Source organism: Streptomyces sp. NBC_01451 (assembly GCF_036227485.1).
In the GTDB taxonomy this organism is placed as follows: Bacteria; Actinomycetota; Actinomycetes; order Streptomycetales; family Streptomycetaceae; genus Streptomyces.
Genome location: NZ_CP109479.1, coordinates 8,029,500 through 8,050,626 on the forward strand (window position 1 = coordinate 8,029,500; position 21,127 = coordinate 8,050,626).

The window sequence follows — 21,127 nt, forward strand, 5'->3', positions numbered from 1 at the left end:
CGTGGGCCTTGTCCTCAAAAAGCGGCGGACCGGCTGAAGGCCACCAACGCCTCCATCACCCTCACGTCCTCGCCCATCTCCGGGTGCCACTGCACTCCCAGTACCCACCCGGAACCCTCCGCCTCCACCGCCTCCACCGTTCCGTCCGTCGCGTACGCCGATGGCACGAGGTTCCTTCCCAGGCGGTCCACCGCCTGATGATGGAAGGTCGGTACCGATGTCTCCTCCGGTACCGCCTCCGCGTAGCGCGTGCCCGGTACCGGCTTCACCGTGTGGTGGCCGAAGACGCCCGGCGTCTCCGCGTGGCCGTCGATGTGCTGGACGAGCGTGCCGCCCAGGGCGACGTTCAGCAGCTGCATGCCCCGGCAGATGCCCAGCAGCGGGGTGCCGGTCGCCAACGCGGCCTCGATCAGGGCCAGTTCCCAGGTGTCCCGGGCCTCGGCGGGCGGTCCCGTGCGCGGGTCGCGCGCCTCGCCGTACCGGGCCGGATCGACGTCGGGGCCGCCCGCGATCACGACACCGTCGAGCCGGGCGACCGTCGCGGCGGCGTGGGCCGGGTCGTCCGGTGGGAGCATCGCGGCGATGCCCCCGGCCCGCTGCACGAGCCGCGGATACCCGGCCGGCAGCAGTGCCGCGGGCAGCTCCCACGCACCCCAGCGCGTCCTGGACTCCAGGTAGGTGCTGACGCCGATGAGCGGTCGTCGTCCGGTCGTGGTCACGAGGGTCTCCCTGGCATCCAGCGGGCAATCGGTTCGGCTTTCAATGGCGTAAGGCCATACCTTTGCCGACCCGTGTCCCGGCTGGCAACCCACGTCCCACTCGCGTCACGCCAGGAACCCCCGCAACAGCGCCGCCGTCCCCGAGCAGTGCTCCCGCATCATCTCCCGCGCCCCGTCGGCGTCCCCGTCGAGCACCGCGTCCACCAGTGCCGCGTGCTGCCGCTGCGAGTGCTCCAGGTTGCGCACCAGCAGCGGGATGCAGTCCAGCAGGTCGTTCACCGTCGCCCGTACCGCCGCGTACTGCGAGGTCAGCGTCGGGGAGCCGCACAGCTCGGACAGGGTGAGGTGGAGCAGGGTGTCCAGGCGGCGGTAGTCCGGCAGTGGCGCGTCCTGCGTGCGGGACAGGGCGTCCCTCAGCCGGTCCGCCTGCTCGGGCGACAGCCCGTGCTGCGCGCACAGGCCGGCGGCGCCCACCTCCAGCACCTCCCGGAAGCGCAGGACGTCCTCGATGTCGACCACGCTGATCCGTCGCCGCAGTTCGTCCTCGCCGCCCGCGCCGTCCCGGGGGAGTACGAACGTGCCGCCGTACCGGCCGCGCCGCGACTCCACGAGCCCCTGGTCCTGGAGCACCTTCAGCACCTCGCGCAGCGTCACCCGGCTGATCCCGAGGCGCTCCGCGAGTTCGCGCTCGGCCGGCAGCCGCTCGCCGCCCGGGACCAGGCCCAGCCGTACGACCTGCAGGATCTGTTCCAGCGCCTCCTCGAAACCGTTGCCCGCCCGCACGGGCCGCAGTACCGGCGTCAACCGGTCCTCCAAGCCGCCCTCCGCGTCCAGCGACATCTCGTCGTGCCCCCTTCCCAAGCAATGGTTCTCCGCAATACCTTATGGCTTCCGGCCCGGCCGGAAAAAACGCGCAGAAGCCGAAGGAGCTTTCCCGTGGCAGACCGCACACCCCCGCTGAGCGTCGAGGAGCTGCACGCCCTCGTCGCGAGCGGAGAGATCGACACTGTTGTCCTGGCCTTCCCCGACATGCAAGGGCGGCTCCAGGGCAAGCGGTTCGCCGCCCGCTTCTTCCTCGACGACGTCCTGGAGCACGGCACCGAAGGCTGCAACTACCTCCTCGCCGTCGACACCGAGATGAACACGGTCGACGGCTACGAGATGTCCAGCTGGGAGCGCGGGTACGGCGACTTCGCCATGCATCCCGACCTGTCCACGCTCCGACGGCTCCCCTGGAACACGGGTACGGCGTTCCTCGTCGCCGACCTCGCCTGGAACGACGGCTCCCCGGTCGTCGCCGCGCCCCGGCAGGTCCTCCGCCGCCAGCTGGACCGGCTCGCCGAGCACGGATTCACCGCCAAGGTCGGCACCGAGCTCGAATTCATCGTCTTCAAGGACACCTACGAGCAGGCCTGGGACGCCAACTACCGCGGACTGACCCCGGCCAACCAGTACAACATCGACTACTCGGTACTCGGCACCGGCCGCATCGAGCCCCTGCTGCGCCGCATCCGCAACGAGATGACGGCCGCCGGACTGATCGTCGAGTCCGCCAAGGGCGAGTGCAACCCGGGCCAGCACGAGATCGCCTTCAAGTACGACGACGCCCTCGTCACCTGCGACCAGCACGCCGTCTACAAGACCGGGGCCAAGGAGATCGCCAGCCAGGAGGGCGTCTCGCTCACCTTCATGGCCAAGTACAACGAGCGCGAGGGCAACTCCTGCCACATCCACCTCTCGCTCGCCGACGCCGACGGCACGAACGTCATGGCCGGCACCGCGGCCGACCCCGGCGGCATGTCCGAGGTGATGCGGTACTTCCTCGCCGGGCAGCTCGCCGCCCTCCGGGACTTCTCGCTGCTCTACGCGCCCAACATCAACTCGTACAAGCGGTTCCAGCCGGGCTCGTTCGCGCCGACCGCCGTCGCCTGGGGCTACGACAACCGCACCTGCGCGCTGCGGATCGTCGGCCACGGCCGGTCCATGCGGTTCGAGAACCGGCTCCCCGGTGGTGACGTCAACCCGTACCTCGCCGTCGCCGGGCTGGTCGCCGCCGGGCTGTACGGGATCGAGCAGAAGCTGGAACTGCCCGAGGTGTGCGCCGGCAACGCGTACGCCGGCGACTACGCGCACGTCCCGACCACCCTGCGCGAGGCCGCCGAGCTGTGGGAGAACAGTCCGATCGCCCGGGCCGCCTTCGGTGACGAGGTGGTCGCCCACTACCGCAACATGGCCCGCGTCGAACTCGACGCCTTCGACGCCGCGGTGACCGACTGGGAGCTTCGCCGCTCCTTCGAACGCTTGTGAGAGGTCCTTTCTTGTCGTACGAGCATGAGCGCGAACTCGCCCACGAGCGTGAGCTTCGCGTCCTCAACCCCGCCACCGAGGACGTCGTGGCCACCGTCCCCGCCGCCACCCGGGAGGACGTCGACGCGGCCGTCGCACGGGCCACGCGGGCACAGGCGCGCTGGGCCGCCCTCGCGCCCGCCGACCGGGCCCGTCTGCTGCGCCGCTTCGCGGCCACCGTCGACGAACACCTCGAAGAACTGGCCCAGTTGGAGGTACGGGAGGCCGGGCACGTCATCGGCAACGCGCGCTGGGAGGCGGGCAACGTCCGTGATCTGCTCGACTACGCGGCGGGCGGTGTCGAGCGGCTGACCGGGCGGCAGATCCCGGTCGCCGGCGGCATCGACATCACCCTCCTCGAACCGCTCGGCGTCGTCGGGGTCATCGCGCCCTGGAACTTCCCCATGCCGATCGCCGCCTGGGGCACGGCTCCCGCACTCGCCGCGGGCAACGCGGTGATCCTCAAGCCCGCCGAGACCACTCCGCTGACCGCCCTGCGCCTCGCTGAACTCGCCCTGGCGGCGGGCCTGCCGGCGGACCTGTTCCAGGTGCTGCCGGGCCACGGTCCGGTCGCGGGCAACGCGCTCGTCGAGCACCCGGGCATCGCGAAGATCGTCTTCACCGGGTCGACGGGAGTGGGCAAGCAGGTACTGGCGAAGGGGTCCGCGCTCCTCAAGCGCGTCACCCTCGAACTCGGCGGCAAGAGCCCCAACATCGTCTTCGCCGACGCGGACATCGAGGCCGCCGCGGCCGCCACGCCCATGTCGTTCCTCGACAACTCCGGCCAGGACTGCTGCGCCCGCACCCGCATCCTCGTCCAGCGCTCCGTGTACGACCGCTTCCTCGGTCTGCTCGCGCCCGCCGTCGAGTCCGTCCTCGTCGGCGACCCGGCGGACGAGAAGACCCAGATGGGCCCGCTGATCTCCCGGGCCCAGCTGGACCGCGTACGCGGGTACGTCACCGACGACCTGGCCGGCATCCGGGGCGAGGCGCCCGCGGGCCCCGGCTTCTGGTTCCCGCCCACCGTCCTCACCGACGTCGACCCGCACGCGCGCGTGGCCGTCGAGGAGGTCTTCGGCCCCGTCGCCGTCGTCCTCCCCTTCGACGACGAGGCGGACGCCGTGGCGCTCGCCAACGGCACCGACTACGGCCTCTCCGGCTCCATCTGGACCCGGGACGTCGGCCGCGCCCTGCGGGTGTCGCAGGCCGTCCGGGCCGGCAACCTGTCCGTCAACTCGCACTCCAGCGTGCGCTATTGGACCCCCTTCGGCGGCTTCAAGCAGTCCGGGATCGGCCGCGAGCTCGGCCCGGACGCCCTCACCGCCTTCACCGAGACGAAGAACGTCTTCATCAGCACGGAAGGCCCCGCACAGTGACCGAATCGACGACAACGACCTCCACGGGCGAAGCCGCCATCTGCCGACGCCTAGTCGGCCGTACCGCCGTCATCACCGGTGCCGGCAGCGGCATCGGCCTCGCCACCGCGCGCAGGCTCGCCTCCGAGGGCGCCCACGTCGTCTGCGGCGACGTCGACGAGACGCGCGGCAAGGCCGCCGCCGAAGAGGTGGGCGGGACCTTCGTCAAGGTCGACGTCACCGACCCCGAGCAGGTCGAAGCGCTCTTCAAGACGGCCTACGACACCTACGGCAGCGTCGACATCGCGTTCAACAACGCCGGTATCTCGCCGCCCGACGACGACTCGATCCTGGATACCGGCCTGGAGGCCTGGAAGCGCGTCCAGGAGGTCAACCTGACCTCCGTCTTCCTGTGCTGCAAGGCCGCGATCCCCTACATGCGACGCCAGGGCAAGGGCTCGATCATCAACACGGCCTCGTTCGTCGCGAGGATGGGCGCGGCCACCTCCCAGATCTCGTACACCGCGTCCAAGGGCGGCGTCCTCGCCATGACCCGCGAACTCGGCGTGCAGTTCGCCCGGGAGGGCATCCGCGTCAACGCCCTCTGCCCGGGACCGGTCAACACCCCGCTCCTCCAGGAACTGTTCGCCAAGGACCCCGAGCGCGCCGCCCGCCGGCTCGTCCACATCCCGGTCGGACGGTTCGCCGAGGCCGACGAGATCGCCGCCGCCGTCGCCTTCCTGGCCAGCGACGACTCCTCGTTCGTCAACGCCACCGACTTCCTGGTCGACGGCGGCATCGCGGGCGCGTACGTCACACCCGTGTAGGCAACAGCCGTACGCCTTCCGGGTGTTGGAGGACACCGCGACAGCCGGACCGGTCACCGGCGCGCACCCGAAGAGCCCCCGCCCCCGCCGCGCCCCGGCGGGGGGCCGAGACAGCGCCAGGGGCATGCCCTCGCGTCCCGGGGCACCCTGTCCGCGGCCCGAGGGCGGCCCGGCCGTGACGGGCAGGACAGCGGCGCGGGCGCCCATGGGGGAGACCTGCCGGACATGATTACCGCAGGGCAGGGGGACGATCCGGGCAGAAGCCCCGGTGCTGCGGACTGGTTCCCGTTCGGTGGGTGTCAACCCGTAGAGTGACGCTTCACGCAGGGAGGAACCACCGCGCGCGGAGGTACGCGCCCGGATGAGCGCCCGCCCGCGCGGGTATGCCTGCCCGGGACGGCCGCGTCCCGCGCCGCACGGACTCCGCGGCCCTGCGCCGGTACGAGGAAACGGGGGGGTGCATGAGCACGGAAGCGCGCCGCGCCTCCATTCCCCCGCGCCCGGCCACTCCTCCACCGACGACCGAGCCGCCGGTCACGGACGGCACGGGCGCCACGGCCGAGGAAGCGCCGGGTGTGCCGGGGACCGGCAGGAACGGCGCGGGAAGCGACGGCCGGGAGCCGGGCGCGACCGGTGGCGCGGCGCCCGTGTCCGGGCGTACGCCCGCTGCACCGGGTACGGCCGCCGGCCCCACGACATCCGGCTCGACGCCTCCCGCCGTCCCCGCGCCGACGCCGAACACCGCGACGGACGCGGCCCCACCCCGGTTCCCGCACCTGAGCGCTCCCTCCCGGGAGGCCCGCGAGGCCACCGACCCCATAGCCCCGCCCCCGCCGCCCTCCTCGGCCGGGTTCCCCGACGCGCCCCCGGCCGGCCGCACTTCGGCGGCGCCGCGCCCCCGCCCCGACCTGCCGCCGCGCCCGGCCCACCAGCCTCCCGTGGCGCCCTGGCGCCCGAGCGCCCTCGCCGACGTCGAGCCGGAGACCACCAGACGCCTCCGCAAGCCCCCGCCGACCGTCCCGCCACGCACCGGCGAGACACCCCCCGGCCCGAACGGCAGACCGGCCCCCGGTCCCCAGGCGCGCGCCACCGACCTCCCCCCGACCGCCCCCGAAGCCGGACCGCGCACCCCGGACCAGCCCTTCACCCCCACCGGCCGCCCGTACCGCCTGGGCTCCCCCAGGACACCGAACACCGCCCCGGGCACCGCCGAGACGCCCGCCACGCCCGCCGCTCCTTCGCGCTCGGCGAACGCGCCCTCCGCTCCCACGGGGCGCCCGTACGTCCCGGAGCCGCCCCGGCCGCCGATCGGCCGCCCGGGCACCGCTCAGGGGCAGTCGGCGCCCGCCGCTCCTTCGCGTCCGGCGAGCGCGCCCTCCGCTCCTGCTGGGCGCCCGTATCTCCCGAACCCGCCTGGAGCCGACCAGTTCCAGTCGCCGAACGGCCGTCCGGGTGCCCCCGAGGCGCAGTCGGCGCCCGCCGCTCCTTCGCGTCCCGCGAACACCCCTGCCGGTCGCCCCTACCTGTCGAACACACCGGTGGGGCACTCGCCGAAGGCTCCGGGGGCACGGCCGGGCACCGCCGAGACACCCCCGGCGCCCGTCGAACGGCCGCGTCCGGCGAACACGCCCTCCGGTCCGGCCGGGCGCCCGTACGTCCCGGAGCCGTCCCAGCCGTCGAACGGCCGCCCGGGTACCGAGGGGACCGCCCCGGCGCCCGCGGAACCTCCGCGCCCGGTGACGGGCACCCCTGCCGGTCGTCCGTACCTGCCGAACCCGTCGCCGGGCGCCCCGCCGAAGGCGCCGGGTACCGCCGAGGCGCCCCCGGCGCCCGCAGAACCTCCCCGTCCCGCGAACGCGCCCGGCGTGCCCGACCCCGCCCTCTCCTGGAGCGCCTCCTACGGCGACACCGGTGCCGTCGGTTCCGGGCGGCCCGTCGTCTCGCTCGCGCAACCCGATGTGTACGGCGTCGCCACGAGACCCCGCTCCTTCAGCGGGCGGGCGCTGCTGGCCGTCGCCTGTGCCGTGCTCGGGCTCGGGCTCATCGGCGGTGCGCTGACCGGGAGTTGGCTGACCGGCGACGAATCCGGGGACGCCGGTGCGCGTACCGCGTTCACCGAGGCGGGGACTCTCTGGCACAGCGTCCCCGTGGACCAGCTCTTCCCGCCCACCATCGAGGGCGACGGAGCCGGCCCCGGCGGCGCCGACCGCACCTGGACCCGGATCGCCGTGGCCCCGGACACCGGCTGCGCCGACGCCTTCGACCCGCTGCTGCGCAAAGCCCTCGCGCCCGTCGGCTGCGAGCGCCTGCTGCGCGCCACCTACACCGACGAGACGCAGAGCTACGTCACCACCGTCGGCCTGCTCTTCACCAAGGCCGACGCCACCGCGATGCGCGCCCTGCGCACCCGCTTCAGCAACGAGAACCTCGACCGCCGTACCGACCTGATGCCCCGCCCCTACGCCGCGAAGAACACCGTCGCCGACGACTTCACGGACGCCCAGCGCGCCTCCTGGACGATCTCCGTCCTCACCGACGCCCCCGTCGTCACCTACGCCGTCTCCGGCTGGGCCGACGGCCGCACCGTCGACGCCCCGCAGCCCGCCGAGGAGGCCATGGCGTCCGGTACCACCACGGCCCTCGCCCAGGCGGGCCTCGGCCACGAGGCGAAGGGCCTGGCGGACCGCGTCGAACGGGCCCTGCGAAAGACCGTCAGCTCGGCCGCGAAGTTGCCGTCATGAACCGCACCCGCACAGCCCGAAGCGGGCTCCTCGTCCTCCTCCTCGCCGGTTCCCTCACCCTCCTGCCCGCAACCAGCGCCTACGCCGACAGCATCCGGGCCCAGCAGTGGGCCCTGGACGCCATGCACACGCAGGAGGCCTGGCGGACGACCAAGGGCAAGGGCATCACGGTCGCCGTGCTCGACACCGGTGTCGAGGCAGACCACCCCGACCTCGTCGGCAACGTCCTCGAAGGCAAGGACATGGTCGGCTTCGGCGCGAGCCAGGGCGACGAGTCCTGGGCCAAGCACGGCACCGCCATGGCCGGCATCATCGCGGGTCACGGCCACGGCTACGACAACGAGGACGGCGTCCTGGGCATCGCCCCCGAGGCCAAGATCCTGCCCGTCCGCGTGATCCTCGAAGACGGCGACTCGGCCCGCGCCAAGGCCCGCAACACCCGCGGCAACGCCCTCGCCGAAGGCATCCGCTGGGCCGCCGACCAGGGCGCCGACGTCATCAACCTCTCCCTCGGCGACGACTCGAAGTCCGCGCATCCCGAACCCGCCGAGGACGAGGCCGTCCAGTACGCCCTGGAGAAGGGCGCCGTCGTCGTCGCCTCGGCCGGCAACGGCGGCGAGAAGGGCGACCACATCTCCTACCCGGCCGCCTACCCGGGCGTCATCGCCGCGACCGCTGTCGACAAGTACGGCACCCGCGCCTCCTTCTCCACCCGCCGCTGGTACGCCACGGTCAGCGCCCCGGGCGTCAACGTCGTCATCGCCGCCCCGGACCACCGCTACTACGAGGGCTGGGGCACGAGCGCCGCCGCCGCGTTCGTCTCCGGCGCCGTCGCCCTCATCAAGGCAGCCCGCCCCGGACTGACCCCGGCCCAGATCAAGAAGCTCCTGGAGGACACGGCCCGCAACGCGCCCGACGGCGGCCGTGACGACTCCCGGGGCTTCGGCTTCATCGACCCCGCGGCGGCCATCAAGGCGGCGGCCAGGCTCAAGCCGGAGGGGCTCAAGTCGGCCGCGTACGGCAAGGAGTACTTCGGCGCGGGCCCGGACGCGGTTCCCGAGGAGGAGGACACCTTCAACTGGGCGGTCCCCGTCGCCGGCGGCCTCGGTGTCGTGCTCCTGGTCGCCGCGGTCCCGCTGTGGCGCGGTCGCCGCAGGCCGGCCGACCATTCGGCCTACGACTCGTACGACGACAACTTCTGACCGCTCGCGGGCGGTTGCCCGGCGACTGATCCGGTCTGACCTGACCTCACCGCCCGTCAGGACTGGTCGTCGGTGCCGGACTCCGCAGCGAACACCGACACGGCCGCCCGCGCCGCCGACTCCACCAGCGAAATCCCCTTCGCCTTCGTCGTGTTGCCGTTCGACACCACCGCGACCAGGAACTCCCGCCCGTCGGCCGTCGTCACCCGCCCGATGCTGTTGATGTCCCACAGCCCGGTCGCCGTACGCGGCAACCACCCGTTCTTCAGGGCGAACCGGCGGTCGGCCGTAGCGGCCGTACTCGTGGCAGCCGCGGCCGACACTCCCCAGTCCTGGTCCTCGGCTATCGAGCCCATCAGGCCCTGGAGGTACGTCCGGGACGCCGCGCTGAGCACCGACGGCTCCGCAGTGTCTCCGCTGTCTCCGCTCTTCGCGAACACCTGCCGGAGCAGGGTGAGTTGATCTGCGGCCGTGGTCTGGGTCAGGCCCCACAGCATGCCGGTGCCGCCCTCGGTGTCCGTGAGTCCGAAGCGCTTGTTGGCGGCGGCGAGACCCTCCGCCCTGCCGATCGCCGTCCACAGCGCCGTCGCCGAGGCGTTGTCGCTGATCTCGATCATCGAGGTGGCGTACCGCTTCTCCTGCGCGGTGAGACTCCGGTCCTCGTCCTGCGCCTGGAGCAGCAGCGTCGCCAGGATGTCGACCTTGACGATGCTCGCCGTGTCGAACGTTCCGTCCCCGTAGGTGGCGCTGTCGCCCGACGCGACGTCGAGTACGGCCACGGACACCTCGGCCCCGTCCTCGGCCGCCGAGGCCACCGGCTTCATCGCCTCGGACAGCAGGGTGTCCGGTTCCACCGTGGGCTCGGCCTCCACCGTGGGATCCGCGACGGGTTCCACCGACGCCTCCTCGCTCGCTCCGGCCTGTACGGGCGCTGCCGCCGCCGCCGACGTTACGCGGCCCACGTCCGCGTGAGCCTGTGCCTTCACGTACGCGGTCCCCACGCCCGTACCGCCCATGACGACCGCGGAGGCGAGGACGATGTAGACGAGCGGCCGACGACGGGGAGCTCTCTCAGAGGCCATGCCGCGATGCTGGCGGGCGTGACTGTGCGGTTGATTAGGCGAATGTTAGATGTGTGTCATCGTCGGCTGAGAATCCGGTGAAATCGGTGAACGGCAGGTTTCCGGGGCGACGGGAGCCCAGGAACGAACCCCCGATAGGGTCGGTCACCGTGGCGAACAAGAACATTCCCGACTCCGGCTTCCCCGACGACGACGGCAGCGCCGACCCCCGGCTGAGCACCGCGCTGGCGGCCTGGGCCGAGGACCGCACCGCGGTGCGACCGGTCCTGGAGGCACTGAAGGGCGCCCGGCTGCTCGTCCCCGTCGTCGCCGTGCTGGGGGAGGTCGAGGAGGACGAGAAGGGGCTCCGCCGCGAGAAGACCAGCGACATGGCCGTACCGACGCTCAAGGCCGGCGACCGGACCGCCCTGCCCGCCTTCACGTGCACCGACTCGCTGGCCCGCTGGGATCCGGCCGCCCGCCCCGTCGCCGTACCCCTCCACCAGGCGATCCAGGCCGCCGCGCACGAGAAGGCGGACACGATCGTCCTCGACCTGGCCGGACCCGTTCCCTACGAGCTGAGCGGCTCCGCGCTGCTCGCGCTCGCCGAGGGGCGTACGACGGCGGATCCGCTCGCCGATCCCGCGGTGGTCGACGCCGTACGGGCCGTCGTGGCCGCCGAGCCCGCCGTGGTCCGCGCCCACCTGGGCCCGGGACAGGCCGACGGCACCCTCGCGCTCGTACTGGACCCGGCCGCACCCCCGGCCGACGCCGCCCGCGCGGTCGCCGGCCGTCTCGCCGCCGACGAAACGCTCAGGGCCCGCCTGGTGCGCGGCCTCGACCTGGCACTCCTGCCGGCCGGAGCGACGCCCCCGGGCGAGCCCCTCTATGTGCGTTCCCGGCCGGCTTCCTAGCCGTAGACCGGGCCCGTGTACTTCTCGCCGGGGCCCTGGCCCGGGTCGTCCGGGACGAGGGACGCCTCGCGGAACGCCAGCTGGAGCGACTTCAGGCCGTCGCGCAGCGGGGCCGCGTGGAAGGAGCTGATCTCCGTCGTGCTCGCGTCGAGCAGACCGGCGAGGGCGTGCACCAGCTTGCGGGCCTCGTCCAGGTCCTTGTACTTGTCGCCCTCGTCGGTCAGACCGAGCTTCACGGCGGCGGCGCTCATCAGGTTCACGGCGACCGTCACGATCACCTCGACCGCCGGGACCTCTGCGATGTCGCGGGTCATGGCGTCGAAGTCGGCGTTCTGGGAAGCGCTCTGGGGAGGGGTCTCACTCATGCCCCACACGATAGGCCCCGGGGATCCGGCCCCTTCGTGCGGGCGCCCGCTGCCCGACGGTTAGCACCACCTCCTACTTGGTGCTAACCTTTTGTAACGACCGGCTGGACACTTGCGTGCCCGGCCCACAAGTGGAGGCTCCGATCTCCCACCCGACCGTCCTCACGGATGGCGGGTCACCCGGTCAGGCGGCCACCATCGTTCCGTACGGACGATGGAGTCGCCCGATGTGCGCCCCGCGGTTGACCGCGGCGGTGCTCCGGTATGCCTTTGGAGCCCCGCCTGTGTCCCGGCGGGGCATTTTTCATGTGCCTCGGTGGTTGGTCCCACTGTCATCAGAGACATACGCGGCTGTCCGCCAGACGGCCGTGTGGTGCTACCGAGGAGGATCCATCAGCACCGAGCCCCGCATCAACGACCGGATTCGCGTTCCCGAAGTGCGACTTGTCGGTCCCAGCGGCGAGCAGGTCGGGATTGTTCCGCTTGCCAAAGCCCTGGAGCTTGCGCAGGAGTACGACCTCGACCTGGTCGAGGTGGCGGCGAGCGCCCGGCCGCCGGTCTGCAAGCTCATGGACTACGGGAAGTTCAAGTACGAGTCGGCCATGAAGGCCCGTGAGGCGCGCAAGAACCAGGCGCACACGGTCATCAAGGAAATGAAGCTCCGGCCGAAGATCGATCCGCACGACTACGACACCAAAAAGGGTCACGTCGTCCGGTTCCTCAAGCAGGGCGACAAGGTCAAGATCACGATCATGTTCCGTGGTCGCGAGCAGTCCCGGCCCGAGCTGGGCTACCGGCTGCTGCAGCGGCTCGCCTCGGACGTCGAGGACCTCGGGTTCATCGAGTCGAACCCGAAGCAGGACGGCCGGAACATGATCATGGTTCTCGGCCCGCACAAGAAGAAGACCGAAGCCATGGCCGAGGCCCGTGAGGCCCAGGCGGCTCGCAAGGCGGAAGCGAAGGCCAACCCGGGCAAGTCGCAGAACGCCGCGGAGAGCGACGAAGTCGACGAGGACCTCGCCGACGACGTGGACATCGCCGAGGAGACCGCCGAGGCTCCGGCCGAGGCGTCCGCCGAGGTCTGATCCCCGGGCTCACGCCCGGGGATGCCAACCCATACACATGACGTTCCACCGTGCCCGGTTTAACGACCGGGCACCGGGACGCCACTGACGAGGAGAGAACGGCGCTATGCCGAAGAACAAGTCGCACAGCGGTGCCAGCAAGCGCTTCAAGATCACCGGCTCCGGCAAGGTGCTCCGCGAGCGCGCCGGCAAGCGCCACCTGCTCGAGCACAAGTCGTCCCGCGTGACGCGCCGCCTCACCGGCACCGCCGAGATGGCCCCGGGCGACGCCAAGAAGATCAAGAAGCTTCTCGGCAAGTGACGTACCGGCGCCTGCGCGCCGTAAGTACGTCTGAAGACCGGGACCCCATCGAAATCGGGCCGTGTGACGACACCCACGGCCCCGCTGCAAGGAGTTAAAAGTGGCACGCGTCAAGCGGGCAGTAAACGCCCACAAGAAGCGCCGGGCGATCCTCGAGGCCGCCAAGGGTTACCGCGGTCAGCGTTCGCGCCTGTACCGCAAGGCCAAGGAGCAGGTCACCCACTCCCTGGTCTACAACTACAACGACCGCAAGAAGCGCAAGGGCGACTTCCGTCGGCTGTGGATCCAGCGCATCAACGCCGCTGCCCGCGCCAACGGCATCACCTACAACCGCTTCATCCAGGGTCTGAACGCCGCGAACATCGAGGTCGACCGCAAGATCCTGGCCGAGCTCGCCGTCAACGACGCCCCCGCGTTCGCCGCGCTCGTCGAGGTCGCGCAGAAGGCCCTGCCGTCGGACGTCAACGCGCCCAAGGCCGCGTGACGCTGGCGCTGGCTCTGAGCCGCGTGTGATGTGACCCCGGGCCCACAGGTGTTCGCCACCTGTGGGCCCGGGCGTTTTTCGGGGTGCGTTGTCGGGTGCGGGTCCGATGGGGGCTGGTCGCGCAGTTCCCCGCGCCCCCAAAAGACGAAAAGCACGGGGCGCAGCCCCTGCTTTTCAGGGGCGCGGGGAACTGCGCGAGAAGCCCGTCGGACCCGCACCCGACAACGCACCGAATCCTCGAAAGGTGACCCATGCCCGCCACCCCCGAGCTGATCTCCCCCCGCTCTCCTCGCGTCGCCGCCGCGCGGCGGCTGGCGCGGCGAAATTTCCGGGGGAAGGACCGGCTGTTCCTCGCGGAGGGGCCGCAGGCCGTGCGGGAGGCGGCCGGGCACGCGGACACCCTGGTCGAACTGTTCGCGACCGTCGACGCCGCGGAGCGGTACGCCGACATCGTCGGGGAGGCCCGCGCCGCCGGAGCCCGCGTGCACCTCGCCGACGAGGACGTCATCGCCGACATCTCCACCACCGTCACCCCGCAGGGCCTCGTCGGGATCTGCCGGTTCCTCGACACCCCGTTCGAGGACATCCTCAAGGCGCGTCCCCGGCTCGTCGCCGTCCTCGCGAACGTGCGCGACCCCGGGAACGCCGGCACCGTGCTGCGCTGCGCGGACGCGGCGGGCGCCGAGGCCGTCGTCCTCACCGACGCCTCCGTGGACCTGTACAACCCCAAGGCGGTACGGGCCTCCGTGGGCTCCCTGTTCCATCTGCCCGTGGCCGTCGGTGTGCCCGTCGAGGAGGCCGTGGCCGGGCTCAAGGAAGCCGGCGTACGGATCCTCGCCGCCGACGGCGCCGGCCCGGACGACCTCGACGACGAGCTGGACAAGGGGACCATGGGCGGGCCCACCGCCTGGGTGTTCGGCAACGAGGCCTGGGGGCTCCCGGAGGAGACGCGCGCGCTGGCCGACGCTGTCGTGCGCGTTCCGATCCACGGAAAGGCGGAGAGCCTGAACCTGGCGACCGCCGCCGCCGTATGTCTCTACGCGTCCGCCCGTGCACAGCGCGCCTCCGGAGGGTGCCGCTCCGTCACCGAGAGCTAGTAGGGTGACGGGCTCGGGGGCCCACTGCGCCAGTCCGAGAGGTGGGGTTCGGGGATGACTGTCGGCACGAGCGGAACACTGGGGGCATGGGAATTGCGGAGCGAACCCGCCTCCCCGCACGGTGATCCCGCCGGGCCCGGAGACGGAGAAGGCCTCGGACCCGGAGCCGGGCTGGGCATCGACCCCGACGACCTGCCCGACGGACTCGTCGTCGCCGACGAGCACGGCCGGGTGATCTGCTTCAACGCCGCCGCCCAGCGCATCACCACCGTCCCCGCCGCCGACGCCCTGGGCCTGCGCCTCGAACGGGCCCTGCCCTTAGAAGACCTGGAAGGGCGCCGCTGGTGGCAGCTCACCGACCCGTACGGCGGGCTCGCGATCAGGAGCGGCCAGCCCGAGCGGAACCTGCTGCTGCCCGGCGGGCGCGAGGTCCTCGTCTCGGCGCGCTACCTCCGTACGCACCCCACCGGTCCCGTCCGCCGGGTCGTCGTCTCCCTGCGGGACACCGAGGCCCGCCGCCGTACCGAGCGCAGTCACGCCGAGCTGATCGCGATCGTCGCCCACGAACTGCGCTCGCCGCTCACCTCAGTCAAGGGCTTCACCGCGACCCTGCTCGCCAAGTGGGAACGGTTCACCGACGACCAGAAGAAACTGATGCTGGAGACGGTCGACGCCGACGCCAACCGCGTCACCCGGCTCATCGCCGAACTGCTCGACATCTCGCGCATCGACTCCGGACGGCTCGAACTGCGCCGCCAGCCCGTCGACATGGGCGCCGCCGTCGGACGGCACATCCAGGCGTACGTGGCCGCGGGCCAGCCCGCCGACCGGTTCCTGCTGCGGATCGAGCACCCGCTGCCGGCCCTCTGGGCGGACCCGGACAAGGTCGACCAGGTGCTCAGCAACCTGCTGGAAAATGCGGTGCGCCACGGCGAGGGAACCGTCACCATCGAGGTCATGGCCGCGCTCTCCCCGCGTGAGGGGGACGCCGACCAGAACACGGCCACGTCGGTCACGGTGAGCGACGAAGGGCCCGGCATCCCGGAGGAGTCCATGAACCGCGTCTTCACCCGCTTCTGGCGGGGCAGCAAGCGCGGCGGCACCGGCCTCGGGCTGTACATCGTCAAGGGCATCGTCGAGGCCCACGGCGGCTCCATCACGGTCGGCCGCGCCCCCGGCGGCGGCGCCGAGTTCCGATTTATGCTGCCCGTGAGCACCCCGGCGTACCTGCAGTAACGCCGACGAGGCCCCACGGGCGCGTTCCTCCACCTCACCCCCGTTAGACTCGGCCTTTGGCACCTTTGCGTCCCTCTCTGTGGACCATTCGTCTCCGAGCCGTAGACGGGGACCACCAGCCAGCCAACCGGAAGCACGGGAAGAGATGTCGGCACCGAACAAGTCGTACGACCCTGTAGAGGTCGAGGCCCTGAAACCGGAAGCGATCGAGCGCATGCGGGACGAGGCGCTCGCCGCCTTCGCCGCCGCGGACTCGCTCGACGCCCTCCAGGAGGCCAAGGTCGCCCACACCGGCGGGACCTCGCCGCTGGCCCTCGCCAACCGCGAGATCGGCGCGCTGCCCCCGCAGGCCAAGGCCGCTGCGGGCAAGCTCGTCGGCCAGGCGCGGGGCGCCGTCAGCAAGGCACTCGCCGGCCGCCAGGCCGAGCTGGAGGCCGAGCGGGACACCCGCGTGCTGGTCGAGGAGGCGGTGGACGTCACCCTGCCGTACGACCGCGCGCAGGCCGGCGCCCGCCACCCGCTGACCACGTTCATGGAGCGCGTCGCGGACGTCTTCGTCTCCATGGGGTACGAGGTCGCCGAGGGCCCCGAGGTCGAGGCGGAGTGGTTCAACTTCGACGCCCTCAACTTCACCCCGGACCACCCGGCCCGGCAGATGCAGGACACCTTCTTCGTCGAGGGCCCCAAGGGGACGACCGGCGACGAGTCCGGTGTCGTGCTGCGGACGCACACCTCGCCCGTACAGGCCCGCTCCATGCTCGACCGCGAGCCGCCGGTCTACATCGTGTGCCCCGGCCGCGTGTACCGCACGGACGAGCTGGACGCCACGCACACCCCCGTCTTCCACCAGATCGAGCTCCTCGCCATCGACGAGGGCCTGACCATGGCCGACCTCAAGGGCACCATGGACCACATGGTCCAGTCGCTCTTCGGCTCGGACATGAAGACGCGGCTGCGGCCCAACTACTTCCCCTTCACCGAGCCGTCCGCCGAGATGGACATGCTCTGCTACGTCTGCAAGGGCGCGTCCGTCGGCAACCCCGACCGCCCCTGCCGGACCTGCTCCAGCGAGGGCTGGATCGAGCTGGGCGGCTGCGGCATGGTCAACCCGCGCGTGCTCGTCGCGTGCGGCGTCGACCCGGAGAAGTACAGCGGATTCGCCTTCGGGTTCGGCATCGAGCGGATGCTGATGTTCCGCCACAACGTCGAGGACATGCGAGACATGGTCGAGGGCGACGTCCGGTTCACCCGGCCGTTCGGGATGGAGATCTGATGCGGGTCCCGCTTTCTTGGCTGCGGGAGTACGTCGACCTGCCGGCGACTCAGACCGGCCGTGACGTCCAGGAGAAGCTCATCACGGTCGGCCTGGAGGTCGAGACCGTCGAGCAGGTCGGCGCCGGACTCAAGGGTCCGCTGGTCGTCGGCCAGGTGCTGACCATCGAGGAGCTGGAGGGCTTCAAGAAGCCGATCCGCTTCTGCACGGTCGACGTCGGCACCGCCAACGGCACCGGTGAGCCCCAGGAGATCGTCTGCGGCGCCCGCAACTTCGCCGTCGGCGACAAGGTCGTCGTGGTCCTCCCGGGCGCCGTCCTGCCCGGCGACTTCGCGATCGCCGCGCGCAAGACGTACGGCCACACCTCGCACGGCATGATCTGCTCCGGCGACGAGCTGGGCATGGGCGACGACGGCAGCGGCGGCATCATCGTCCTGTCGCCCGAGCACGAGGTCGGCACCGACGCCATCGAGCTGCTCCAGCTCGTCGACGAGGTCCTCGACATCGCCGTGACCCCCGACCGCGGTTACGCGCTCTCGATGCGCGGCATCGCCCGCGAGACCGCGATCGCCTATGGTCTGCCGCTGCGCGACCCGGCCCTGCTCGACGTACCGGCCCCGAACGCGTACGGCTACCCGGTCGAGGTCGCCGACCCGTTCGCCTGCGACCGCTTCACCGCCCGTACGGTGACCGGGCTCGACCCGGACGCGCAGTCCCCGATCTGGCTCAGGCGCCGCCTCCAGAAGGCGGGCATGCGCCCGATCTCGCTCGCCGTCGACGTCACCAACTACGTGATGCTGGAGCTGGGCCAGCCCCTGCACGCGTACGACCGCTCCCGCGTCCAGGGCGCGATCGGCGTGCGCCGGGCCGAGCCGGGCGAGAAGCTCACCACCCTCGACGGTGTCACGCGCACACTGGACCCCGAGGACCTGCTCATCACCGACGACCGGGGCGCCATCGGCCTCGCGGGCGTCATGGGCGGCGCCAACACCGAGATCGACGACACCGAGGGCACCACCACCGAGGTCGTCATCGAGGCCGCCCACTTCGACCCGATCACCATCGCGCGCACGGCCCGCCGCCACAAGCTGGCCTCCGAGGCGTCCAAGCGCTTCGAGCGCGGCGTCGACCCGCAGGCCGCCTCGGCCGCCGCCCAGCGCACGGTCGACCTCCTGGTCCTCCTCGCCGGCGGTACCGCCGACGCGGGCGTCACCGAGGTCATCTCGCCGTCCGCGCCGCGCACGATCTCCATCCCGGCGGACCACCCGGACAAGGTCGCGGGCGTCGAGTACGGCCGGGAGACCGTCGTACGCCGTCTCCAGGAGGTCGGCTGCGACGTGTACGGGCAGGACGAGCTGATCGTCACCGTCCCGTCCTGGCGCCCCGACCTGACGGACCCGAACGACCTCGCCGAAGAGGTCATCCGCCTGGAGGGCTACGAGAACCTGCCCTCCACCCTGCCCAAGCCCCCGGCGGGCCGCGGCCTGACCGACCGGCAGCGCCTGCACCGCCGGGTCGGCCGGGCGCTGGCCGGGGCGGGTTACGTGGAGGCGCTGAACTACCCGTTCATCGGCGAGCACGTCTTCGACCAGCTGGGGCTTGCCTCCGACGACCCGAAGCGCAAGGTCGTCAAGCTGGCCAACCCGCTGTCGGACGAGGAGCCCGCGCTCCGTACGACGCTGCTGCCGGGCCTGCTCCAGGCGCTGCGCCGGAACGACGGGCGGGGCAGTCACGACCTGGCCCTGTTCGAGACCGGGCTGGTCTTCCACCCGCAGGACGAGCTGCTGGTCGCCGGGCGCCTGCCCGTCGACCGCCGCCCCACCGACGAGGAGATCGCGTCCCTCACGGCCGCGCTCCCCGTCCAGCCCCGGCACGCCGCCGTCGTCCTCGCGGGCGCCCGCGAGCAGGCCGGCTGGTGGGGCAAGGGCCGCCCGGCCGACTGGGCCGACGCGATCGAGGCGGCACGGAGTCTGGCCCACGAGGCCGGCACCGAACTCCTCGTCCGCGCGGGCCAGTACGGTCCCTGGCACCCCGGCCGCTGCGCCGAGCTGGTGGTCGTGGCCGACGGCACCGAGGAGGTCATCGGGTACGCCGGTGAGCTGCACCCGCGTGTCCTGAAGGCCCTGCATCTGCCCGCGCGCACCTGCGCGATGGAGCTGAACCTGGACAGGTTGGCGGCGGCGAGCTCGGGCGTGCCCAAGGGCCCGAAGATCTCGACCTTCCCGGTCGCCACCCAGGATGTCGCCCTGGTCGTCGCGCGGGAGGTTCCGCACGCGGACGTCGAGGCGGCGCTGCGGGAGGGTGCGGGGGCTCTTCTGGAGTCCATCCGCCTGTTCGATGTGTACGAGAGCGGTGAGCAGTTGGGGGAGGGGCGGAAGTCTCTCGCCTATGCGTTGCGGTTCCGGGCCGGTGATCGGACGCTGACCGTTGACGAGGCGTCGGCCGCTCGGGATGCGGCTGTTGCTCTCGCGGGTGAGCGAACGGGAGCGGTGTTGCGGAGCTAGTGCCGCTGGGGTCTGGGGATTCGCTGTTGGCCGCGGGTCCGTCGTGGCTTGTCGCGCGGTTCCCCGCGCCCCTGGTGGGGGGCGGTGCCCCCCACACTCACCATGCGTCACCTCACTCATTCGAGTGACAAGTTGGGGCGATCTGGTCCCTTCGGGGCATGTGGTCGACAGAATCGGACCGGTCTTTCGAGGCCGGTCCGATTTGCGTTGTCAGGGCCTGACTGGGGGGCCATCGGCATGATCCGTATCAAGGCTGGGGTTTCCTGCGGGGCTCGGCTCCGGTCGGGGCGGCTGCGGGCCGCGTTCGTGGGGCGCGGGTGCAGATTCCGGATCGGGGGAGCGGGACCACGCTGCCGGCGGCGGCGTCGGCCGCCCGAACGGCGGGCCACCGGGCGAGACGAGCGGCGCCCCCTGCGGCGGATGCTCTCGATCGCGCTGCCCACGGCGTGGGGTGCCACGGCGATCACGTACAAGCTGGCCTGTCCGATCGCCCAGCAGACCGGGCTGGGCGCGCGGATCATCACCAGCGCCGTCTTCTTCGCCGTCGGGACCGGGCTCGTACTCCACGTCCGCCGGGCGCTCCTGCGCGAGTTGAGACTGGCCCGGCAGGTCGCCGGGGCGGCACAGAGCGTGCTGCTGCGTCCGCTGCCGCAGCGCATCGACGGTCTGCGGGTCGCCGCCGCCCAGCTGTCCGCCGACCGGGGTGCCGTGATCGGCGGGGACCTGTACGAGGTCATCGCCACCGAGTACGGCGTACGGGTCGTGATGGGTGATGTGCGCGGACACGGCATCGGCGCCATCGGAACCGTCGCCGCCGTCCTCGGCAGCTTCCGTGAGGCCGTGCACGACGAGGCAGAACTCGGCAGCGTACTGCGGCGGTTGGAGCGGGCGCTGGGCAGGCATCTGGACGAGCGGGCACGCGCCGAACACCCCTCGGCGGGGCCCTCGGCCGTGCTGGACCCCGACAGTCCGGCCGCCGAGGAGTTCGTGACGGTACTGCTCCTGGAGATCCACGGGGACGGCGAGGTACGCGCCTTCAACTGCGGTCATCCGTCGCCGTATCTGCTCAGCGGCGGCCGTGCCGACGTACTCACGGCCGGCGAACCGCTGCCCCCGCTGGGCCCGTTCCCCCTGCCGGCCGAGCTCTCCGCCGAACACTGTGGCCAACTGCTGCCCGGCGAGGCCCTGTTGCTCCACACGGACGGAGTCGAGGACGCCCGCGACGCTCATGGCCGGTTCTTTCCCCTCCCGGCTGTCCTGGCGGAGGCGGTCCGCACCCAACCGGTCTCGCCGCAGGCGGTGTTGGGGGCCGTCTTCGCCCGACTGCTGCGCCACACCAACGGCTCCCCGGCCGACGACGTGGCGGTGCTTGTGCTGCGCAACGACCGCAGTCATGTCCCACGGCAGCAGCAGGAGCATCCGGTGGCCCATCAAGTCACCTGAGTCGCAGCCTCCAGGGACGCGGTGAACTGCGCGGCCGGCTGCGACGCACCCGCGGGCAACCCGCGACCGAGGTCACCCCTGCCCGACGGGCCGAGCCGCCGCACTGTACGAGGGGGAGCCGGCGGCCCGGCGGCCTCTTGCGAGGCATTTCAGTCAACCGGACGGGAACTCTCC

18 protein-coding genes are annotated in these 21,127 nt (G+C 72.0%); 14 read left to right on the plus strand and 4 right to left on the minus strand.

The annotated features are described in order from the left end of the window. Window positions 1-14: 14 nt before the first annotated feature. Together OG595_RS35250 and OG595_RS35255 are read right to left on the minus strand one after the other, a co-directional pair. Window positions 15-719, minus strand: coding sequence for a gamma-glutamyl-gamma-aminobutyrate hydrolase family protein (locus OG595_RS35250; RefSeq protein ID WP_329279233.1), 705 nt, complete (start codon window positions 717-719; stop codon window positions 15-17). Window positions 720-824: 105 nt separating this feature from the next. Beyond that, complete coding sequence (locus tag OG595_RS35255; RefSeq protein WP_329279236.1) at window positions 825-1,559, minus strand: FadR/GntR family transcriptional regulator; 735 nt, start codon at window positions 1,557-1,559, stop codon at window positions 825-827. 96 nt (window positions 1,560-1,655) lie between these two features. Between OG595_RS35255 and OG595_RS35260 the strand changes: the two genes are divergently transcribed. The 5 genes from OG595_RS35260 to mycP all read left to right on the plus strand — a co-directional run bounded on the left by OG595_RS35260 (window position 1,656) and on the right by mycP (window position 9,190). Then, window positions 1,656-3,026 carry a glutamine synthetase family protein gene (locus tag OG595_RS35260; protein WP_329279238.1) on the plus strand — a complete coding sequence of 457 codons (1,371 nt, stop codon included), beginning with the start codon at window positions 1,656-1,658 and terminating at the stop codon, window positions 3,024-3,026. 11 nt (window positions 3,027-3,037) lie between these two features. Next, on the plus strand, window positions 3,038-4,441 hold the full coding sequence (locus OG595_RS35265; protein WP_329279240.1) for an aldehyde dehydrogenase family protein: 1,404 nt from the start codon (window positions 3,038-3,040) through the stop codon (window positions 4,439-4,441). After that, window positions 4,438-5,247 carry a 3-oxoacyl-ACP reductase gene (locus OG595_RS35270; protein ID WP_329279242.1) on the plus strand — a complete coding sequence of 270 codons (810 nt, stop codon included), beginning with the start codon at window positions 4,438-4,440 and terminating at the stop codon, window positions 5,245-5,247. Before OG595_RS35265 ends, OG595_RS35270 begins: the two co-directional genes overlap by 4 nt. A gap of 461 nt (window positions 5,248-5,708) precedes the next feature. Beyond that, complete coding sequence (locus OG595_RS35275; RefSeq protein WP_329279243.1) at window positions 5,709-7,988, plus strand: hypothetical protein; 2,280 nt, start codon at window positions 5,709-5,711, stop codon at window positions 7,986-7,988. Further along, on the plus strand, window positions 7,985-9,190 hold the full coding sequence (mycP, locus tag OG595_RS35280; RefSeq protein WP_329279245.1) for a type VII secretion-associated serine protease mycosin: 1,206 nt from the start codon (window positions 7,985-7,987) through the stop codon (window positions 9,188-9,190). The genes OG595_RS35275 and mycP overlap by 4 nt, the downstream gene beginning before the upstream one ends. Window positions 9,191-9,246: 56 nt before the next feature. On the opposite strand, the gene OG595_RS35285 is transcribed toward mycP, so the two are convergent. Further along, on the minus strand, window positions 9,247-10,272 hold the full coding sequence (locus OG595_RS35285; RefSeq protein ID WP_329279247.1) for a serine hydrolase: 1,026 nt from the start codon (window positions 10,270-10,272) through the stop codon (window positions 9,247-9,249). 149 nt (window positions 10,273-10,421) lie between these two features. Between OG595_RS35285 and OG595_RS35290 the strand changes: the two genes are divergently transcribed. Next, on the plus strand, window positions 10,422-11,165 hold the full coding sequence (locus OG595_RS35290) for an SseB family protein (RefSeq protein WP_329279249.1): 744 nt from the start codon (window positions 10,422-10,424) through the stop codon (window positions 11,163-11,165). Here the strand turns inward: OG595_RS35290 and OG595_RS35295 are convergent. Beyond that, a complete protein-coding gene (locus tag OG595_RS35295; RefSeq protein ID WP_327693731.1) occupies window positions 11,162-11,530 on the minus strand; it encodes a DUF1844 domain-containing protein in 369 nt (122 codons plus the stop codon). The two genes, OG595_RS35290 and OG595_RS35295, sit on opposite strands and share 4 nt — an antisense overlap. Before the next feature lie 368 nt (window positions 11,531-11,898). Between OG595_RS35295 and infC the strand changes: the two genes are divergently transcribed. The 8 genes from infC (at window position 11,899) to OG595_RS35335 (ending at window position 20,953) form a co-directional block, all read left to right on the plus strand. After that, entirely contained in the window at window positions 11,899-12,615 is a 717-nt protein-coding gene (infC, locus tag OG595_RS35300) for a translation initiation factor IF-3 (protein ID WP_329279255.1), read from the plus strand. Window positions 12,616-12,721: 106 nt separating this feature from the next. Continuing rightward, complete coding sequence (gene rpmI / locus OG595_RS35305; protein ID WP_073499621.1) at window positions 12,722-12,916, plus strand: 50S ribosomal protein L35; 195 nt, start codon at window positions 12,722-12,724, stop codon at window positions 12,914-12,916. A 100-nt stretch (window positions 12,917-13,016) separates the two neighbouring features. Next, window positions 13,017-13,400 (plus strand): 50S ribosomal protein L20, encoded by a 384-nt coding sequence (gene rplT / locus OG595_RS35310; protein ID WP_189146302.1) that lies wholly within the window; start codon window positions 13,017-13,019, stop codon window positions 13,398-13,400. Window positions 13,401-13,651: 251 nt separating this feature from the next. Further along, entirely contained in the window at window positions 13,652-14,497 is an 846-nt protein-coding gene (locus OG595_RS35315; protein ID WP_329279257.1) for a TrmH family RNA methyltransferase, read from the plus strand. 54 nt (window positions 14,498-14,551) lie between these two features. After that, window positions 14,552-15,733, plus strand: a complete 1,182-nt coding sequence (locus OG595_RS35320) for a sensor histidine kinase (RefSeq protein ID WP_329279259.1) — start codon at window positions 14,552-14,554, stop codon at window positions 15,731-15,733. 145 nt (window positions 15,734-15,878) lie between these two features. Then, complete coding sequence (gene pheS / locus OG595_RS35325) at window positions 15,879-17,006, plus strand: phenylalanine--tRNA ligase subunit alpha (RefSeq protein ID WP_329279261.1); 1,128 nt, start codon at window positions 15,879-15,881, stop codon at window positions 17,004-17,006. Further along, window positions 17,006-19,510: a phenylalanine--tRNA ligase subunit beta gene (pheT, locus tag OG595_RS35330; protein ID WP_329279263.1), complete on the plus strand. Its 2,505-nt coding sequence runs from the start codon at window positions 17,006-17,008 to the stop codon at window positions 19,508-19,510. Before pheS ends, pheT begins: the two co-directional genes overlap by 1 nt. Window positions 19,511-19,930: 420 nt before the next feature. Next, window positions 19,931-20,953, plus strand: a complete 1,023-nt coding sequence (locus OG595_RS35335; RefSeq protein WP_329279265.1) for a PP2C family protein-serine/threonine phosphatase — start codon at window positions 19,931-19,933, stop codon at window positions 20,951-20,953. Window positions 20,954-21,127 lie beyond the last annotated feature (174 nt).